Annotated in this window: 13 protein-coding genes, 1 pseudogene and 1 riboswitch; of the genes and pseudogenes, 13 read left to right on the forward strand and 1 reads right to left on the reverse strand. The window is 71.7% G+C overall.

Features of this window, described 5'->3' with window-relative positions; genetic code table 11:
• The first annotated feature begins 231 nt into the window (after nucleotides 1-231).
• Together mfd and AB5L52_RS26310 are read left to right on the forward strand one after the other, a co-directional pair.
• Nucleotides 232-3,765 carry a transcription-repair coupling factor gene (mfd, locus tag AB5L52_RS26305; RefSeq protein WP_369366579.1) on the forward strand — a complete coding sequence of 1,178 codons (3,534 nt, stop codon included), beginning with the start codon at nucleotides 232-234 and terminating at the stop codon, nucleotides 3,763-3,765.
• A 50-nt stretch (nucleotides 3,766-3,815) separates the two neighbouring features.
• Complete coding sequence (locus tag AB5L52_RS26310; protein WP_369366581.1) at nucleotides 3,816-4,175, forward strand: MerR family transcriptional regulator; 360 nt, start codon at nucleotides 3,816-3,818, stop codon at nucleotides 4,173-4,175.
• 27 nt (nucleotides 4,176-4,202) lie between these two features.
• Here the strand turns inward: AB5L52_RS26310 and AB5L52_RS26315 are convergent, their stop codons facing one another.
• A complete protein-coding gene (locus AB5L52_RS26315; protein ID WP_369366583.1) occupies nucleotides 4,203-5,021 on the reverse strand; it encodes an SDR family NAD(P)-dependent oxidoreductase in 819 nt (272 codons plus the stop codon).
• A 247-nt stretch (nucleotides 5,022-5,268) separates the two neighbouring features.
• Here AB5L52_RS26315 and AB5L52_RS26320 point away from each other — a divergent pair, with 247 nt between their 5' ends.
• The 11 genes and pseudogenes from AB5L52_RS26320 to eno all read left to right on the forward strand — a co-directional run bounded on the left by AB5L52_RS26320 (nucleotide 5,269) and on the right by eno (nucleotide 16,817).
• Nucleotides 5,269-5,985 (forward strand): HNH endonuclease family protein, encoded by a 717-nt coding sequence (locus AB5L52_RS26320; protein ID WP_369366585.1) that lies wholly within the window; start codon nucleotides 5,269-5,271, stop codon nucleotides 5,983-5,985.
• Between the two features lie 50 nt (nucleotides 5,986-6,035).
• Nucleotides 6,036-6,779, forward strand: coding sequence for an N-acetyltransferase (locus AB5L52_RS26325; protein ID WP_351564259.1), 744 nt, complete (start codon nucleotides 6,036-6,038; stop codon nucleotides 6,777-6,779).
• Nucleotides 6,780-7,044: 265 nt separating this feature from the next.
• Entirely contained in the window at nucleotides 7,045-7,668 is a 624-nt protein-coding gene (locus AB5L52_RS26330; RefSeq protein ID WP_369366587.1) for a hypothetical protein, read from the forward strand.
• A gap of 38 nt (nucleotides 7,669-7,706) precedes the next feature.
• On the forward strand, nucleotides 7,707-9,200 hold the full coding sequence (locus AB5L52_RS26335) for a protein kinase (RefSeq protein ID WP_369368975.1): 1,494 nt from the start codon (nucleotides 7,707-7,709) through the stop codon (nucleotides 9,198-9,200).
• 46 nt (nucleotides 9,201-9,246) lie between these two features.
• Nucleotides 9,247-9,339 (forward strand): annotated as a pseudogene (locus AB5L52_RS26340) (peptidoglycan-binding protein); the annotation flags it as partial.
• A 155-nt stretch (nucleotides 9,340-9,494) separates the two neighbouring features.
• Nucleotides 9,495-10,151, forward strand: coding sequence for a SurA N-terminal domain-containing protein (locus AB5L52_RS26345; RefSeq protein WP_351564593.1), 657 nt, complete (start codon nucleotides 9,495-9,497; stop codon nucleotides 10,149-10,151).
• 154 nt (nucleotides 10,152-10,305) lie between these two features.
• Nucleotides 10,306-11,313 (forward strand): nucleoside triphosphate pyrophosphohydrolase, encoded by a 1,008-nt coding sequence (locus tag AB5L52_RS26350; RefSeq protein WP_351027493.1) that lies wholly within the window; start codon nucleotides 10,306-10,308, stop codon nucleotides 11,311-11,313.
• Between the two features lie 91 nt (nucleotides 11,314-11,404).
• Nucleotides 11,405-12,778 (forward strand): cytochrome P450, encoded by a 1,374-nt coding sequence (locus AB5L52_RS26355; RefSeq protein WP_369366589.1) that lies wholly within the window; start codon nucleotides 11,405-11,407, stop codon nucleotides 12,776-12,778.
• A gap of 192 nt (nucleotides 12,779-12,970) precedes the next feature.
• A complete protein-coding gene (locus AB5L52_RS26360) occupies nucleotides 12,971-14,131 on the forward strand; it encodes a transglycosylase family protein (protein WP_369366591.1) in 1,161 nt (386 codons plus the stop codon).
• 182 nt (nucleotides 14,132-14,313) lie between these two features.
• A riboswitch (cyclic di-AMP (ydaO/yuaA leader) is annotated at nucleotides 14,314-14,488 on the forward strand.
• Nucleotides 14,489-14,490: 2 nt separating this feature from the next.
• A complete protein-coding gene (locus AB5L52_RS26365) occupies nucleotides 14,491-15,180 on the forward strand; it encodes a transglycosylase family protein (protein WP_369366593.1) in 690 nt (229 codons plus the stop codon).
• A gap of 350 nt (nucleotides 15,181-15,530) precedes the next feature.
• Nucleotides 15,531-16,817 (forward strand): phosphopyruvate hydratase, encoded by a 1,287-nt coding sequence (eno, locus tag AB5L52_RS26370; RefSeq protein ID WP_351027500.1) that lies wholly within the window; start codon nucleotides 15,531-15,533, stop codon nucleotides 16,815-16,817.
• Nucleotides 16,818-16,825: the final 8 nt, after the last annotated feature.

Below are 16,825 nucleotides of genomic sequence, written 5' to 3' on the forward strand. Positions count from 1 at the left end.
ACGGCCGACGACCACCGCATACGGGGGTTGCGGGGGAAACCCGGTGCCGGGGAGTCTTGGGGGACTTCCCGGCACCGGGTTCTTTGCTTGGTCACCTTTCAGCCGACGCTCTGTGGCAGGCCCGCCGTGCCACCGGGCACCGGCATGCGGAGGTTATCCACAGGCCCGACGGCACGGCCGCCGGAGTCGTAGGCTGGTCTGCGTTGCCCATCCCCCGGACGGAAAGCCCCCATGAGCCTGCACGGTCTGCTCGACGCCGTCGTCAAGGACCCCGCCCTCGCGGAAGCGATCACGGCGGCCGCAGACGGCAACCGCATGCACGTCGACCTCGTCGGCCCCCCGGCTGCCCGCCCCTTCGCGGTCGCCGCCCTCGCCCGCGAGGCAGGCCGCCCGGTGCTCGCGGTCACGGCGACGGGCCGCGAGGCCGAGGACCTGGCCGCCGCCCTGCGCTCCCTGCTGCCCGCAGAGGGCGTCGTGGAGTACCCCTCCTGGGAGACCCTCCCGCACGAGCGGCTCAGCCCGCGCAGCGACACCGTCGGCCGCCGCCTCGCCGTCCTGCGCCGCCTCGCCCACCCCACCCCCGACGACCCCGAGACCGGCCCGGTCTCCGTCGTCGTGGCCCCGGTGCGCTCCGTACTGCAGCCGCAGGTCAAGGGGCTCGGCGACCTGGAACCGGTGTCCCTGAAGACCGGCCGGACCGCCGACCTGAACGATGTGGTGGAAGCCCTCGCGGCCGCCGCCTACGCGCGCGTGGAGCTGGTCGAGAAGCGCGGCGAGTTCGCCGTGCGCGGCGGCATCCTGGACGTCTTCCCGCCCACCGAGGAACACCCCCTGCGCGTGGAGTTCTGGGGCGACGACGTCGAGGAGATCCGCTACTTCAAGGTCGCCGACCAGCGCTCCCTCGAAGTCGCCGAGCACGGCCTGTGGGCCCCGCCGTGCCGCGAGCTGCTGCTCACCGCGGACGTGCGGGCACGTGCGCGTGCCCTCGCCGAGGAACACCCGGAGCTGGGCGAACTCCTGAACAGGATCGCCGAGGGCATCGCCGTCGAGGGCATGGAGTCCCTCGCCCCCGTCCTCGTCGACGACATGGAGCTGCTCCTCGACGTCCTCCCCAAGGGCGCCATGGCCGTCGTCTGCGACCCGGAGCGGGTCCGCACGCGCGCCGCCGATCTCGTGGCCACCTCCCAGGAGTTCCTGCAGGCCTCCTGGGCGGCCACCGCCGGCGGCGGCGAGGCCCCCATCGACGTCGGCGCCGCCTCCCTGTGGTCCATCGCCGACGTCCGCGACCGCGCGCGCGAGCGGGACATGATGTGGTGGTCGGTGTCGCCCTTCGCGGCCGATCTCGAACTCGACGCGGACACCCTCAAGCTCGGCATGCACGCGCCCGAGACCTACCGCGGCGACACCGCGCGAGCCCTCGCCGACACCAAGGGCTGGCTCGCCGACGGCTGGCGCACGGTGTTCGTCACCGAGGGCCACGGCCCGGCCGCCCGCACGGTCGAGGTGCTCGGCGGCGAGGGCATCGCCGCCCGCCTCGACGCCGACCTCGGCGAGCTGAGCCCCTCCGTGGTGCACGTCTCCTGCGGCTCGATCGAGTACGGCCTCGTCGACCCGGCCCTGAAGCTCGCGGTTCTCACCGAGACCGATCTGTCCGGCCAGCGCGCCACCGGCCGCGAGGGCGCCCGGATGCCGGCCCGCCGCCGCAAGACCATCGACCCGCTCACCCTGGAAGCGGGCGACTACATCGTCCACGAACAGCACGGCGTCGGCCGCTACATCGAGATGGTGCAGCGCACCGTCCAGGGCGCCACGCGCGAGTACCTGGTGGTCGAGTACGCCCCCGCCAAGCGCGGCCAGCCCGGCGACCGGCTGTACATCCCGACCGACCAGCTGGAGCAGATCACCAAGTACGTCGGCGGCGAGGCCCCCACCCTGCACCGGCTCGGCGGCGCCGACTGGACGAAGACCAAGGCCCGCGCGAAGAAGGCGGTCAAGGAGATCGCCGCCGACCTCATCAAGCTGTACAGCGCGCGCATGGCCGCCCCCGGCCACGCCTTCGGCACCGACACGCCCTGGCAGCGCGAGCTGGAGGACGCCTTCCCCTACGCCGAGACCCCGGACCAGCTCACCACCATCGCCGAGGTCAAGGACGACATGGAGAAGTCGGTCCCCATGGACCGCCTCGTCTGCGGCGACGTCGGCTACGGCAAGACCGAGATCGCCGTGCGGGCCGCCTTCAAGGCCGTACAGGACGGCAAGCAGGTCGCCGTCCTCGTACCGACGACCCTGCTGGTGCAGCAGCACTTCGGGACGTTCTCCGAGCGGTACGCGCAGTTCCCGGTGAGTGTGAAGGCGCTCTCCCGCTTCCAGACCGACACCGAGGCCAAGGGTGTCCTGGAGGGCCTGAAGGAAGGCGCGGTGGACGTCGTCATCGGCACCCACCGCCTGTTCTCCTCCGAGACGAAGTTCAAGGACCTCGGCCTGGTCATCGTCGACGAGGAGCAGCGCTTCGGCGTCGAGCACAAGGAGCAGCTGAAGAAGCTCCGCGCCAACGTCGACGTGCTGACCATGTCCGCCACGCCGATCCCGCGCACCCTGGAGATGGCGGTCACCGGCATCCGCGAGATGTCCACGATCACCACGCCCCCGGAGGAGCGCCACCCGGTGCTCACCTTCGTCGGGCCGTACGAGGAGAAGCAGATCGGCGCGGCCATCCGCCGTGAACTGCTGCGCGAGGGCCAGGTCTTCTACATCCACAACCGCGTCGAGTCGATCGACCGCGCCGCGGCCCGGCTCCGCGAGATCGTCCCCGAGGCACGTATCGCCACGGCCCACGGCCAGATGTCGGAGTCCGCGCTGGAGCAGGTGGTCGTCGACTTCTGGGAGAAGAAGTTCGACGTGCTCGTCTCGACCACGATCGTCGAGTCCGGCATCGACATCTCCAACGCCAACACCCTGATCGTGGAGCGCGGCGACACCTTCGGCCTGTCCCAGCTGCACCAGCTGCGCGGCCGCGTCGGCCGGGGCCGCGAGCGCGGCTACGCCTACTTCCTGTACCCGCCCGAGAAGCCGCTGACCGAGACGGCGCACGAACGGCTCGCCACCATCGCCCAGCACACCGAGATGGGCGCGGGCATGTACGTGGCGATGAAGGACCTGGAGATCCGCGGCGCGGGCAACCTGCTCGGCGGCGAGCAGTCCGGGCACATCGCGGGCGTCGGCTTCGACCTGTACGTCCGCATGGTCGGCGAGGCCGTCGCCGACTACCGGCGCCAGCTGGAGACCGGCGAGGCGGAGGAGGAGCCGCCGCTCGAGGTCAAGATCGAGCTGCCGGTCGACGCGCACGTCCCGCACGACTACGCGCCCGGCGAGCGGCTGCGCCTGCAGGCCTACCGGGCCATCGCCTCCGCCAACAGCGAGGAGGACATCAAGGCCGTCCGCGAGGAACTCACCGACCGCTACGGCAAGTTGCCCGAGCCGGTGGAGAACCTGCTGCTGGTGGCCGGCCTGCGGATGCTCGCGCGCGCGTGCGGCGTCGGCGAGATCGTCCTGCAGGGCACCAACATCCGCTTCGCACCGGTGGAGTTGCGCGAGTCGCAGGAGCTGCGGGTCAAGCGGCTCTACCCGGGCACGGTCATCAAGCCGGCCGTGCACCAGGTACTGGTCCCGCGCCCGAAGACCGCGAAGGTGGGCGGCAAGCCGCTGGTCGGCCGCGAACTGCTGGGCTGGGTGGGCGAGTTCCTCGCCTCCGTCCTGGGGTCGTAGAAGCAGGGAGAAGAAGAAGGTCGGTCAGGGCGAGGAGGGGGGCGCTCGGCGTGCGGATCGGTGAACTGGCGGAGGCGACGGGGGCGACACCGCGCGCCCTGCGCCACTACGAGCAGGCGGGCCTGATCGCGTCCGAGCGCGCCGCCAACGGCTATCGCGTCTACGACGCCGGTACGGCCGTCCGCGTCCGCAACATCCGGTATCTGCTCGACGCGGGGCTCACCCTGGACGACGTACGGGTGTTCCTCCCGTGCCTGGACGGCGATGTCTCCGCCGGTCCCGTCTCCGCCAAGGGCGTACGGGTCGCCCAGGACCGGCTGGCGGTCCTCGAAGCCCGGATAGCGGCCCAGACGGCGATACGGGATCGCCTCGCGGCGGCACTGCGGGAGGCGGCCGTTGAGATCCTCTGAGCCCCTGTGAGAGTCGGGGCCCGGCGTTCAGGCGACGACCGCACCACCGTCCACGGGCAGCACGACACCCGTGACGAACGACGCCTCGGGCGAAGCCAGCCGGGTGATGGCCCAGGCGACCTCCTCGGGGCGGCCGATCCGGCCGAGCGGGGTGTGGGCGAGCTGCCACGCGCGGATCGCTCCGCGCTGCTCCGGGGTGTAGCCGGAGTGGTCGGCGATCGGCGTCTCGATGGCGCCCGGCGCCACGGCGACGACCCTGATGCCGTGCGGTGCCAGTTCGACCGCCCAGCTCCGGGTCAGCGTCTCCAGGGCCGCCTTCCCGGCCGCGTACAGCGAGTTCCCGGGCCAGCCGCGCTGGCCGACGGCGGTCGTCACATTCACGACCACACCCCGGCTCTCCTCCAGCGCGGGCAGCGCGGCCTGGGTGAGCAGGACCGGGGCCAGCAGGTTCGTCTCCAGCAGCGGCCGTACCGAGGCGCGGGTGTAGGTGCGCAGGGACTCGGAGTTGACGACCGCCGCGTTGTGGACCAGCACGTCGATCCGGCCGTACCGCTCCAGTGCGGCCCGTACGACGGTCTCGGGGCCGTCCTCGGCGGTCAGGTCGGCGGACACGGGAGTGATCCCCGGGTGCCCGTCGGCGGTCTCGGCCAGGGGTGCTGCCCGGCGGCCGACGGCGACGACCCGGGCGCCTTCGGCGGCGAACGCGCGCGCGGTGGCCCGGCCGATCCCGGTGCCGGCGCCGGTCACAAGGACGGTACGAGGTTCAAGGACCGTACGGGGTTTCCGGGCCGTCTCCCCGGTCTCGTTCGCAGTCTTCTTCGCAGTCTCGTTCGCGCTCTCGTTCATACCGGGATCGTCGGACCCTGACGCCGGTGTCAGGGTCAAGCTCCCGGCGGCACGATGTGAGCGGGCGCACACGCGCGTCGGCCGTGCTCCCCCTGCTCGGCACCGCATGCCCCAACTCGGCAGCTATATGCCCGAAAAGGTAGGTTTGGTCCTCATCTGCAGTCGGCCGCGGGGCAGTTACCGTGAGGGACGGAACGATTCCGCCTGTGTCCGAGGGCGGACCAGGGCGAGTGAGGGGGGACGCACCGTGACGCGTCTGAGGGGCGGGGCGGTCGCCGCCGCGGTCGTGCTGGTCGCCGTGGCCGGCTGTACCAAGGACAAGGCGAAGGGAGCCTCCGGGCCCGAGCCGAGCGGCGGCAACGGCGCGGTGCTCGCCGCCGTCGACTCGCTGCCCGTCAAGGGCCGGGCGCCGAAGACCGGTTACTCGCGGGAACGGTTCGGCACCGCCTGGGCGGACACCGACTCCAACTCCTGCGACACCCGCGACGACATACTCAAACGCGACCTGAAGGACGTGAAGTTCACCGGCGGCACCTGCAGGGTCTCCTACGGCCTGCTCGAACCCGACCCCTACTCCGGCAAGGACATCACGTACCGGCGCGGCGCCAGCCAGGTCGACATCGACCATGTCGTCCCCCTCTCCGACGCCTGGCAGAAGGGCGCCGAGTACTGGGACGCGAGCAAGCGCATAGCCCTGGCCAACGACCCGCTGAACCTCATCGCGGTCGACGCGAGCACCAACCGCGGCAAGGGAGACGGCGACGCGGCCACCTGGCTGCCGCCCAACGGTGCGTACCGCTGCACCTATGTGGCCGCCCAGGTCGCCGTCAAGAAGAAGTACGGCCTGTGGGTCACCGACGCCGAGAAGGCCGCCATGAAGAAGGTCCTCGCCGGCTGCCCCGCCCAGAAGCTCCCCACGGGCGGCAACCCGACGAAGGCACCGGACCGCTTCCGCGCCCGCTGACCGGCGAAATCCGATACCGGAGCCGGTGCGCGCCACCTACCGTGAACGGCATGGACGTCAAGGTGAGCAGCATCGCCGAGCGGCCCGACCGGCTGCCGGCGGTGTTCGAGATGGCCGACACATGGCCCGAGTTCGTGACCAACGACCCCGTGGGCACCGCCCACTACGGCCGGATCGCCACCGAACTGCCGGAGTACGTGCTGTTCGCCGAGGACGAGCACGGCGAGATCGTCGCCCACGCCTTCAGCGTGCCCTTCGCCCTCGACGTCGACGGCCGGCGCACCCTGCCCGCGCGCGGCTGGGACCAGATCCTGCTCTGGGCCTTCGCCGACCTGCGCCGCGGCACCCGCCCCGACACGGTGAGCGCCGTCTCCGTCACCATCGCCCCGCACGCCCAGGGGCACGGCCTGTCCACCGTCATGCTCGCGGCGATGCGTGCGTGCGCCCGCGCGCACGGCTTCCGGGAGGTCGTCGCCCCCGTCCGCCCCAGCGCCAAGCACCGCGAACCGCACACCCCGATGACCGAGTACGCCCACCGGGTCCGCCCCGACGGCCTGCCCGAGGATCCGTGGCTGCGTGTCCACGCCCGCGCCGGCGCCCGCATCGACTCCATCGCCCCGGCCTCCATGACCGTGGGCGCCTCGCTGGAGGAGTGGCGCCGCTGGACGGGGATGCCGTTCGACACCGCCGAGGACGTCGAGGTGCCCGGCGCACTGGTCCCGGTGCGCTGTGAACCGGAGCGCGGATACGCCGTCTACGTCGAGCCCAACGTATGGATGCGGCACCCGCTGTGAGCGCAGGACCGTCGCGCGGCGGCCCTGAAGCGCCCGACTGATCGTCGGCCGAGGGCTGTTCGCGCGCCGGCCGAGCACGGGCCGAGCGCGGACCGGCCGTCGACCGGCCGGCGGTCTCGTGCGTGGGGCGGACAACGGTTCGGTACAACCGGGACGCTTGTCCGTGGCGGGTCATATGCTCGAAGCGACCACCGCACGACCGGCGTTGTCCGCTCTCCGGAACGCCGGGCGGACACGTACGCCCACATTCGCATCGGGAGCAGCCATGCAAGGCCACGGCTACGGACAGCCGGTGAAGCAGCCGCCGCACACCGCGTGGCTGGTTCTGCTGCGGGTGCTGTTCGTGGCGATCGGGTTGTTCAGCATCGGCTTCCTGGCCTGGGCGATGATGCTGCGGCTGGCGGCCGTCACGCGCCGGTCGCTGGACTGGGGCCTGTTCATCGCGGTGCTGGCCGCCGACATCCTCAGCATCACGCTGCTGTCCGTCGAGCCCGGCGCCGAGATCCACACAGCGGCCGGCAACTTCGCCATGTTCCTGCTGCTCGGCACGCTCGTGGCCACCATCGTGTACTACCTCACCGCGGAGACCCGCCACTTCATGCGGCGCCGGCAGGCGTACGCGGCGCAGCGCCCGGCGCAGGCCGCGTACGCCTGTCCCGGTCCCGCGAGCCCGTACACCACGGCGACCGTACCGCCCGCGCCGGCCATGCCGGTCGGCCCGCACACCCCGCCCCCGGTGCCGCACACGCCCGTGCCCCCGCCGCCGCAGCGCCCGGCGCCCACCCACATCGACCAGGTGCGCGCCGAACTGGACGAGCTGAGCGACTATCTGCGCCGGCACGACGGACGGCACGACAGCCGGCACGACAGCCACGAGAGCGGAAGGTGACCGTGGCGACAGGACGTGTCGTCGCCGGCCGGTACGAACTGTCCACGCTCGTCGGACAGGGCGGCATGGGCCAGGTGTGGACGGCGTACGACCGGCGGCTGGACCGGCGCGTGGCAGTGAAGCTGCTGCGCCCCGACAAGGTGGCGGGCCAGGAGGCGGACGAGCTGCGCCGCCGCTTCCTGCGCGAGTGCCGGGTGACCGCGCAGGTGGATCACCCCGGTCTGGTGACCGTGCACGACGCGGGCAGCGAGGGCGAGGAACTGTTCCTCGTCATGCAGTACGTCGACGGCGTCGACCTCGCCGCCCATCTCGCCGAGCATGCCCCGTACCCGTGGCCGTGGGCGGTCGCGGTGGTCGCGCAACTGTGCGCCGTGCTGAGCGCCGTGCACGCCGTGCCGATCGTGCACCGCGACCTCAAGCCGCGCAACGTGATGGTGAAGCAGGACGGCACGGTCACCGTGCTCGACCTGGGCGTGGCCTCGGTCATGGACACCGACACCACCCGCCTCACGCACACCGGCTCCCCGATCGGCTCGCCCGCCTACATGGCGCCGGAGCAGGCGATGGGCGGCGCGGTCGGCCCGTACACCGACCTGTACGCGCTCGGTGTGCTGATGCACGAACTGCTCAGTGGTGACGTGCCGTTCGCGGGTTCGACGGCGCTCGGTGTGCTGCACCGGCATCTGTACGAGCCTCCCGTACCCGTGCGCCGGACCCGCCCCGAGGTCCCGGAAGCGCTGGAGCGCCTCGTGCTGCGGCTGCTCGCCAAGGACCCGCAGCACCGCCCGGGCTCCGCGCAGGAGGTGTACGAGGACCTGGCGCTGCTCCTGCCCGCGCGCGGAACGCCCACCGGGGCGCCATTGGACCCCACGCGCCCCTTCCTGCGCCCGCACGCTCCCTGGCCGGACCGCGCGCGGACCCCCGCGCCCCAGCCCGCCCCCGTCGCGCCGGCGCCACCGGTGGCCGGGAGGCCCGACGTCGCCGCGGCCGTGGACGAGGTCAAGCGGCTGCTGGGGGAGGGGCGCATCACCCAGGCCGTGGACACACTGGGCGCGATCCTGCCCGCTGCCGCCGAACAGCACGGCGCGCACTCCCCGGTCGTGCGCACCCTGCGCAAGCAGTACGCGGCCACGCTCATGGACGACGGCCAGTACCGGCGCGCGCTGCCCGAACTGCGCCGGCTCGCCGACGAACGCGCCGCCGAGGCCGGCCAGGCCGACCCGCAGTGCCTGCGCTACCGCTACGAGGCCGCGCAGTGCCTGGAACAGCTCGGCGAACCGGCCGCGGCGCTCGCCGGGTACCGCGCGCTGCTGCCGTACTACGAGAACCAGTACGTCTCCGGCGACCCGCAGCTCGCCCACGAGGTCCGCCGGCGCATCGGCCATCTCCTGCTCGCCGTCGGCGACCGTCCGTCCGCCCACGACACCCTCGCACGGCTGCTGATGGACGTGGAGCGACTGCACGGCCCCGGCTTTCCGATGGCCCTGGAGATCCGGCGCACCCTGCAGTGGCTGGGCCAGGTGCGGGGGTAGCGGGGGCGGTTGGCACCGCCGCGGCCACCAGTACCTGGTCAACAGCCAGTACCTGGTCAACAGTAAGGAGACGTACGGCGGGGTCACGCTCACCGTCGACCGGGACGTGTGGGAGGCGCCGGTGGCCATTGCGGGCTGATCCGGCGGCCAGGCCGGTGACCTCACGGGGCGGGGCGGTGCCCGAAGAGCGTGCGAATCGTTGGTCGAATGGGTTGGCCGCGGGCTGCCCACTGCCTACCATCGATCACCGCAAGACTTTGTGCACCGTCGCACAATCTCCCCTTGGAGGTTCCCTTGCACCGCCGCCGTCGCACCGCGCTCGTCCTCACCGCCGCGATCGCCGCCGCGGCACCCCTGCTGACCGCCTGCGGAGACGACGCGCACCCGGGCGCCGCGGCCGTCGTCGGAGGGCAGCGGATCACCGTCGCCCAGCTGCAGAACAGGGTCGACGAGATCCGCAGGGCACAGCGGGCCGCGGTACCGGACGAGACCCAGTACCAGCAGGTGCTCGCCTCCACCAGCAGCCTCACCCGCGACACCCTGCACAACCTGGTCCTCGACCGGGTGCTGCACCGCGCCGCACAGGACGCGGGCGTCTCGGTCACCCGCAAGGAGGTCCAGCAGCTGCGCACGGGCCTGGAACAGCAGGCCGGCGGCGCCAAGGGGCTGGAGACGGCCTGGCTGCAGAAGTACGGCATCGCCCCCGCCCACCTCGACGAGAACCTCCAGCTCCAGCTGGAGGCGCAGAAGCTGGCCAAGAGACTCGGCACCGACACCAGCCAGCCCGCCTTCTGGAAGGCCCTGTCCAAGGCCTCCCAGGAGCTCCACGTCGACCTCAACCCGCGCTACGGCGCCTGGGATGTGCAGAAGAGCAGCCGCGTGGACACCAAGACGCCCTGGGTGCGGGAGGTCACGACGTCGGCGGCCGGCGGGCAGCCGGTCACGGCTTGACGCGGGGCCGGGCCCGGCGCCGGACGCCGGAACGGTACGGCGACACGGCGCGGGACGGGGTGACCGAGCGAACTCCGGTCATACGATCACACGATCCACCCCGGCCTGTGGATAACCGAATCCGTCCGTTGCCGCCGTGGGTTACGTTCGGATCGTGAACGCATCCCGCTCCGACCTCGCCCCTGCCGCCGACCCCGGTCGCATCGTCCTGCTCACCACCAGCCACCGCGTCGCCCCCGGCCTGCTGTCCTGGCCCGCCTGGCAGGCCCTGCGTGCCGCCGACGCCGTGCTGTGCGCCGACGGAGCGCATCCGCAGCTGCCGTATCTGCGCGAGGCCGGGATAGCGGTGGCGGAGGCGTCCCCCACTGCACAGGAGCTGGTCGACTCCTGCGCCGGCGGGCGGACGGTGGTGGTCGTGGCCACGGGTGAGGGAGAGCCCGTGCTCACCGACGGCCTGGCCCGGCTGGCCGGCTCCGGGCGCGTCTCGATGCCGGAGCTGGAGCTCCTGCCGGCCTCGTACGACCTGCCCGGCGCCCGGCTGCTGGACCTCGTGCAGGTCATGGACCGCATCCGCGTGGAATGCCCCTGGTCGTCCCGGCAGACCCACGAGGGCCTCGCCAAGTACGGCATCGAGGAGGCCTACGAGCTGGTCGAGGCGATCGAGGCCGGCGACCGCGAGGAACTGCGCGAAGAACTGGGCGACGTCCTGCTCCAGGTCGTCTTCCACTCCCGGATCGCCGAGGAGCACCCGGACGCCCCGTTCTCCATCGACGACGTGGCCGGCGGCATCGTCGCCAAGCTCGTCCACCGCCACCCGCATGTCTTCGGCGACGAGACGGCCGAGACACCGGAGGACGTCAAGGAGCACTGGCTGCGCACCAAGGCCGAGGAGAAGCGGCGCACCTCGGTCACGGAGGGCGTCCCGCTCGGCCAGCCCGGCCTGGCCCTCGCCGCCAAGCTCGCCTCCCGCGCCCGCACGGCGGGCCTGGACGTCCCCCTCCCCCAAGGCGAGGACGTCGGCTACGCACTCCTCGCCCTCGCGGTCCGCGCCGAAGCCTCCGGCGTCGACCCGGAGGCCGCACTGCGAGCGGCGGCTCGCGCGTACCGGGACGCGATACGCCAGGCGGAGGGCACGGAGAAGAGAGCGCCGGAGCAGGCCTAGGGAACGGGCAGGTGCCGAGGGCGCGGTACCGGCGAAACGGGGAGCGGTACCGGAGAAAGGGGGAGCGGGTGTGGCCGGATACCGTCGAGGGGTGACCGACCAGCACCACCCCCCGACCGCCGCCGACGCCACGCCGACCGCCGCCGACGCCACGCCGACCGCCGCCGACGCCGCGCCGGACGCCGCGCCGGACTCCGCGCCCGCCCTCTTCACGTGGGAGTTCGCCACCGACCCCTACCCGGCCTACGCCTGGCTGCGGGAGCACGCGCCGGTGCATCGGACGCGGTTGCCCAGCGGGGTCGAGGCGTGGCTGGTCACCCGGTACGCCGATGCCAAGCAGGCCCTCGCCGACCAGCGGCTGAGCAAGAATCCCGCGCATCACGACGAGCCCGCGCACGCCAAGGGCAAGACCGGCATTCCCGGCGAGCGCAAGGCCGAGCTGATGACGCATCTGCTGAACATCGACCCGCCGGACCACACCCGGCTGCGCCGACTGGTCAGCAAGGCGTTCACCCCGCGCCGGGTCGCCGAGTTCGCGCCCCGGGTGCAGGAGCTGACCGACCAGCTCATCGACCGGTTCGCGGAGCGGGGCTCGGCCGACCTCATCCACGAGTTCGCCTTCCCGCTGCCCATCTACGCCATCTGCGACCTGCTCGGCGTCCCCCGTGAGGACCAGGACGACTTCCGGGACTGGGCGGGCATGATGATCCGGCACGGCGGCGGGCCGCGCGGCGGAGTCGCACGGTCCGTCAAGAAGATGCGCGGCTACCTCGCCGAGCTGATCCACAAGAAGCGCGAGGCGCTGCCCGCCGAGCCCGCGCCCGGCGAGGACCTCATCTCCGGCCTCATCCGCGCCTCCGACCACGGCGAGCACCTCACCGAGAACGAGGCCGCCGCGATGGCCTTCATCCTGCTTTTCGCCGGTTTCGAGACCACCGTGAACTTGATCGGCAACGGCACCTACGCCCTGCTCACCCACCCCGAGCAGCGCGCCCGGCTCCAGCGGTCCCTGGCCGGCGGAGACAAGGATCTGCTGGAGACCGGAGTGGAGGAACTCCTGCGCTACGACGGCCCGGTGGAGCTGGCGACCTGGCGGTTCGCCACCGAGCCGCTCACCGTCGGCGGGCAGGACATCGCGCAGGGGGATCCGGTGCTCGTGGTGCTCGCGGCGGCGGACCGGGACCCGGAGCGGTTCGCCGACCCGGACGTGCTGGATCTCTCCCGGCGTGACAACCAGCACCTCGGTTACGGCCACGGCATCCACTACTGCCTCGGCGCGCCGCTCGCCCGGCTGGAGGGCCAGACCGCGCTCGCCACCCTGCTCACCCGCCTGCCCGACCTGCGGCTCGCCGGCGATCAGGCCGAGCTGCGCTGGCGCGGCGGGCTCATCATGCGGGGCCTGCGCACCCTGCCCGTGGAGTTCACCCCGGCCGCCGGCAGAGCCGTAGCACGGGCACAGTCGTAGCACGGGCACAGCCGTAGAACCGGCAAAGCCGTAGCAGGGTTAACACGAAGCGGGTTCAACTCTGTGATCTTCACGTGATCTGCGCGGCATTAACTTGTGACAAGTGATCGTCTGCCGATACGTTCACCCATCGGCGTGGCGACGTGCATCACGGCGCCGCGCCGGTCCCGCTGTCGCACGAAAGGCATCCGCATGCTCTCCGGGAACGGTCGTCACCGTCGCCCCCGTCAGGCTCCGGCCCTCCTCGTCGCGGCCGGAGTGACCGGCTCCGCGATCGCCATCCCGCTGCTCGGCGCCGCGAACGCCAACGCGGCCGACGGCACCACATGGGACAGGGTCGCCCAGTGCGAGAGCGGCGGCTCCTGGAGCGCGAACAGCGGGAACGGGTACTACGGCGGACTGCAGATCTCGCAGGACGACTGGGACAAGTACGGCGGCACGCAGTACGCCGACAGCGCCGACCAGGCCAGCCGCTCCCAGCAGATCGCCGTCGCCGAGAAGATCCTCGCCGACCAGGGCACCACGCCATGGGCCATGTGTGCGCTGACCGCCGGTCTGACCTCCCACTCCGGTTCGGTCGACGTGGACCCCGGCGTCAGCGGCTCCGGTGGGTCGGGTGGCGCGAGTGACGGGTCCGGCTCCGCCGGCGGCTCCGGCCCGTCCGGTCTGGCGGACTCGTCCTCGCCCGGGTCGAGTTCCGGTTCCAGTTCCGGCTCCGGCACCGGCTCCACGTCCGGCACCGGCTCCGAGTCGGGCGCAGGCTCGGGCTCGGGCTCCGGATCCGGTTCGGATTCCCCCGGTTCGGATGCCTCCGGCTCCTCCTCGTCCGGCGCGAGCGCCACGCCGGCCCCCGGCTCGACCCCGGGCAAGGACGCCACCGGGACCCCGGAGGCGACCGACGGCTCCACAGGTGCGAGCACCCCCAAGTCCGACAAGGATGACAAGGCTCACAAGTCCGACTCGAACGGCGACGGGAGCCGGCAAGGGAGCGAGGGCTCGCCCACGGCGACGCCCGGCGCGGACGAGTCGGACAATTCCCGGCAGTCCGACGGCTCTTGGAGCCTGATTGACACCGGCGCGCTCAGCAGCGGTGGACGTCACCGTGGCGGGAGTGCGGACGAAAGCGCGGCAAACGGTCAGAACGACGCACAGTCCGGCCGTCACGCCGGGCGCGAACGGGACACGTACACCGTCCGCGAGGGCGACTCCCTCGCCTCGATCGCCGACTCCCTTGGCGTCGACGGCGGATGGCACGCGCTCTATGACGGCAACAAGAACGTCATCGGGGCCGACCCGAACCACATCACCGCCGGTCAGACCCTGAAAGTCGGGGGCGAAAAGGACGCCGAATAACGGCAGTTGGCGCCCCACTTCGCGCTTAATGTCCGGTTTGGCGAAAGTGTGGGATGAGTCTCAGAAGCCCTGATCGTCTTTGAAATTCCGCCGATCACCTGTCTACGGTCAGGACCGCTCGTCACCACGAGCCCCGGCATCCGCAACGCCGAGTCCTGCCAGCGGTTGCCCGGGAACAGTCGTCGCGTCATGCGCCGTAGGCAGGAGCGGGGGACCCAAGGTAGGCGCCGGAACCGGCAGTTGATGCCGGAACCGGCTTGGGGTGAAGCCGCAGGCCCGCGACAGCGGGCGTGCGGCCGGGCAACTCAACCGGCCCGAACCCGACAGCTCACCTCGCAGGCGTCGGTGAGGGGATCTCCATGCTGTTCTCCGGCAAGGGCAAGCACCGTCGTCCGTCCAAGGCTGTCCGCGTCGTCGCGCTCGCCGGTGTCACCGGTGCCGCCGTCGCCGCGCCGCTGATGGCGGCCGGCAACGCTTCTGCCGCCACCGCCTCCGAGTGGGACACCGTCGCCCAGTGCGAGTCCGGCGGCAACTGGTCCATCAACACCGGCAACGGCTTCTACGGTGGCCTGCAGTTCTCCGCCTCCACCTGGGCCGCGTACGGCGGCACCGCCTACGCCTCGACCGCCAACCAGGCCACCAAGGCGCAGCAGATCGCCGTCGCCGAGAAGGTCCTCGGTGCGCAGGGCAAGGGCGCCTGGCCGGTCTGCGGCACGGGCCTGTCGAGCGCCGCCTACAACGGCTCCGCCCCGAGCACCACCTCGTCGAGCCAGGGCACCGGCACCACCACCCGCTCCACCGACCAGCAGGCCGCCACCCGCTCCACCGAGCGCACGGCCCCGGCGAAGAGCAAGACCGTCACCACCCCGACCGGCAAGAAGGTCAAGAAGGGCGACGGCGAGTACAAGGTCGTCACGGGTGACACCCTCAGCTCCATCGCCGAGAAGCACCACGTGGCCGGCGGCTGGCAGAAGCTGTTCCAGCTGAACAAGGACATCGTCGAGGACGCCAACCTCATCTACCCGGGCCAGCAGCTGCACCTGAAGTGACACATCCGGCTCCGGCCGGATCCGCAGCGCCCTCACATCCCCACCCCCCCACACTGAGGCTCCCGTGAGGGTCCCCCCGTCCCCACGGGCCCCCCGCCCCGGCGCGTGTTCCCCCGTACGCGCCGGGGCGGGGTCTTTTGTGTCTCGCCCCGTTTCCCCACTCTTCAGCCCGGCATCACCGGAGCCCCCATTTGTTCCGTCGGTGAACAATGGGTACCGTCTGCATGTCCCTCACCATCCACGGGTCGGTCGGTCGGTGGCCGATCCCCCGGAGACGGTTAGGCTCTAGTCGCAAGGCACAGCCGTAAGGCACACCACCTCGCACTTCCAGCGTCACATCCAAGAAGGAGATGCTCGTGCCGTCCATCGACGTCGTCGTAGCCCGGGAAATCCTGGACTCCCGAGGCAACCCCACGGTCGAGGTCGAGGTCGGCCTCGACGACGGCAGCACGGGTCGTGCCGCCGTCCCGTCCGGCGCCTCGACCGGTGCCTTCGAGGCCATCGAGCTGCGCGACGGTGACTCCAACCGTTACCAGGGCAAGGGCGTCGAGAAGGCCGTCCTCGCCGTCATCGAGCAGATCGGCCCGGAGCTGGTCGGCTACGACGCCACCGAGCAGCGCCTGATCGACCAGGCCATGTTCGACCTGGACGCCACCGACAACAAGGGCTCGCTCGGCGCCAACGCCATCCTCGGCGTCTCCCTCGCCGTCGCCCACGCCGCCTCCGAAGCCTCGGACCTCCCGCTCTTCCGCTACCTGGGCGGCCCGAACGCGCACCTGCTGCCGGTGCCGATGATGAACATCCTGAACGGCGGCTCGCACGCGGACTCCAACGTGGACATCCAGGAGTTCATGATCGCCCCGATCGGCGCGGAGTCCTTCTCCGAGGCCCTGCGCTGGGGCGCCGAGGTCTACCACACGCTGAAGAAGGTCCTGAAGAACAAGGGCCTGTCCACCGGCCTCGGCGACGAGGGCGGCTTCGCCCCGAACCTGGAGTCCAACCGCGCCGCCCTCGACCTCATCATCGAGGCCATCAAGCAGGCCGGATACGTACCCGGCGAGCAGATCGCGCTCGCGCTCGACGTCGCCGCGTCCGAGTTCTACAAGGACGGCAAGTACGAGTTCGAGGGCAAGTCCCGCTCGGCCGCCGAGATGACCGAGTACTACGAGGAGCTCGTCGCCGCGTACCCGCTGGTCTCCATCGAGGACCCGCTGTTCGAGGACGACTGGGCCGGCTGGAAGGTCATCACCGACAAGCTCGGCGACAAGGTCCAGCTCGTCGGCGACGACCTGTTCGTCACCAACCCGGAGCGCCTGGCCCGCGGCATCGAGGAGGGCACCGCCAACGCCCTGCTGGTCAAGGTCAACCAGATCGGCTCGCTGACCGAGACCCTGGACGCCGTCGAGCTGGCCCAGCGCAACGGCTACAAGTGCATGATGTCCCACCGCTCCGGCGAGACCGAGGACGTCACCATCGCCGACCTGGCCGTCGCCACCAACTGCGGCCAGATCAAGACCGGCGCCCCGGCCCGCTCCGAGCGCGTCGCCAAGTACAACCAGCTGCTGCGCATCGAGGAGATCCTCGACGACGCCGCGGTGTACGCAGGCCGCAGCGCCTTCCCGCGCTTCAAAGGCTGAGCCCGTAG

The organism is Streptomyces sp. CG4, from assembly GCF_041080655.1.
GTDB lineage: Bacteria > Actinomycetota > Actinomycetes > Streptomycetales > Streptomycetaceae > Streptomyces.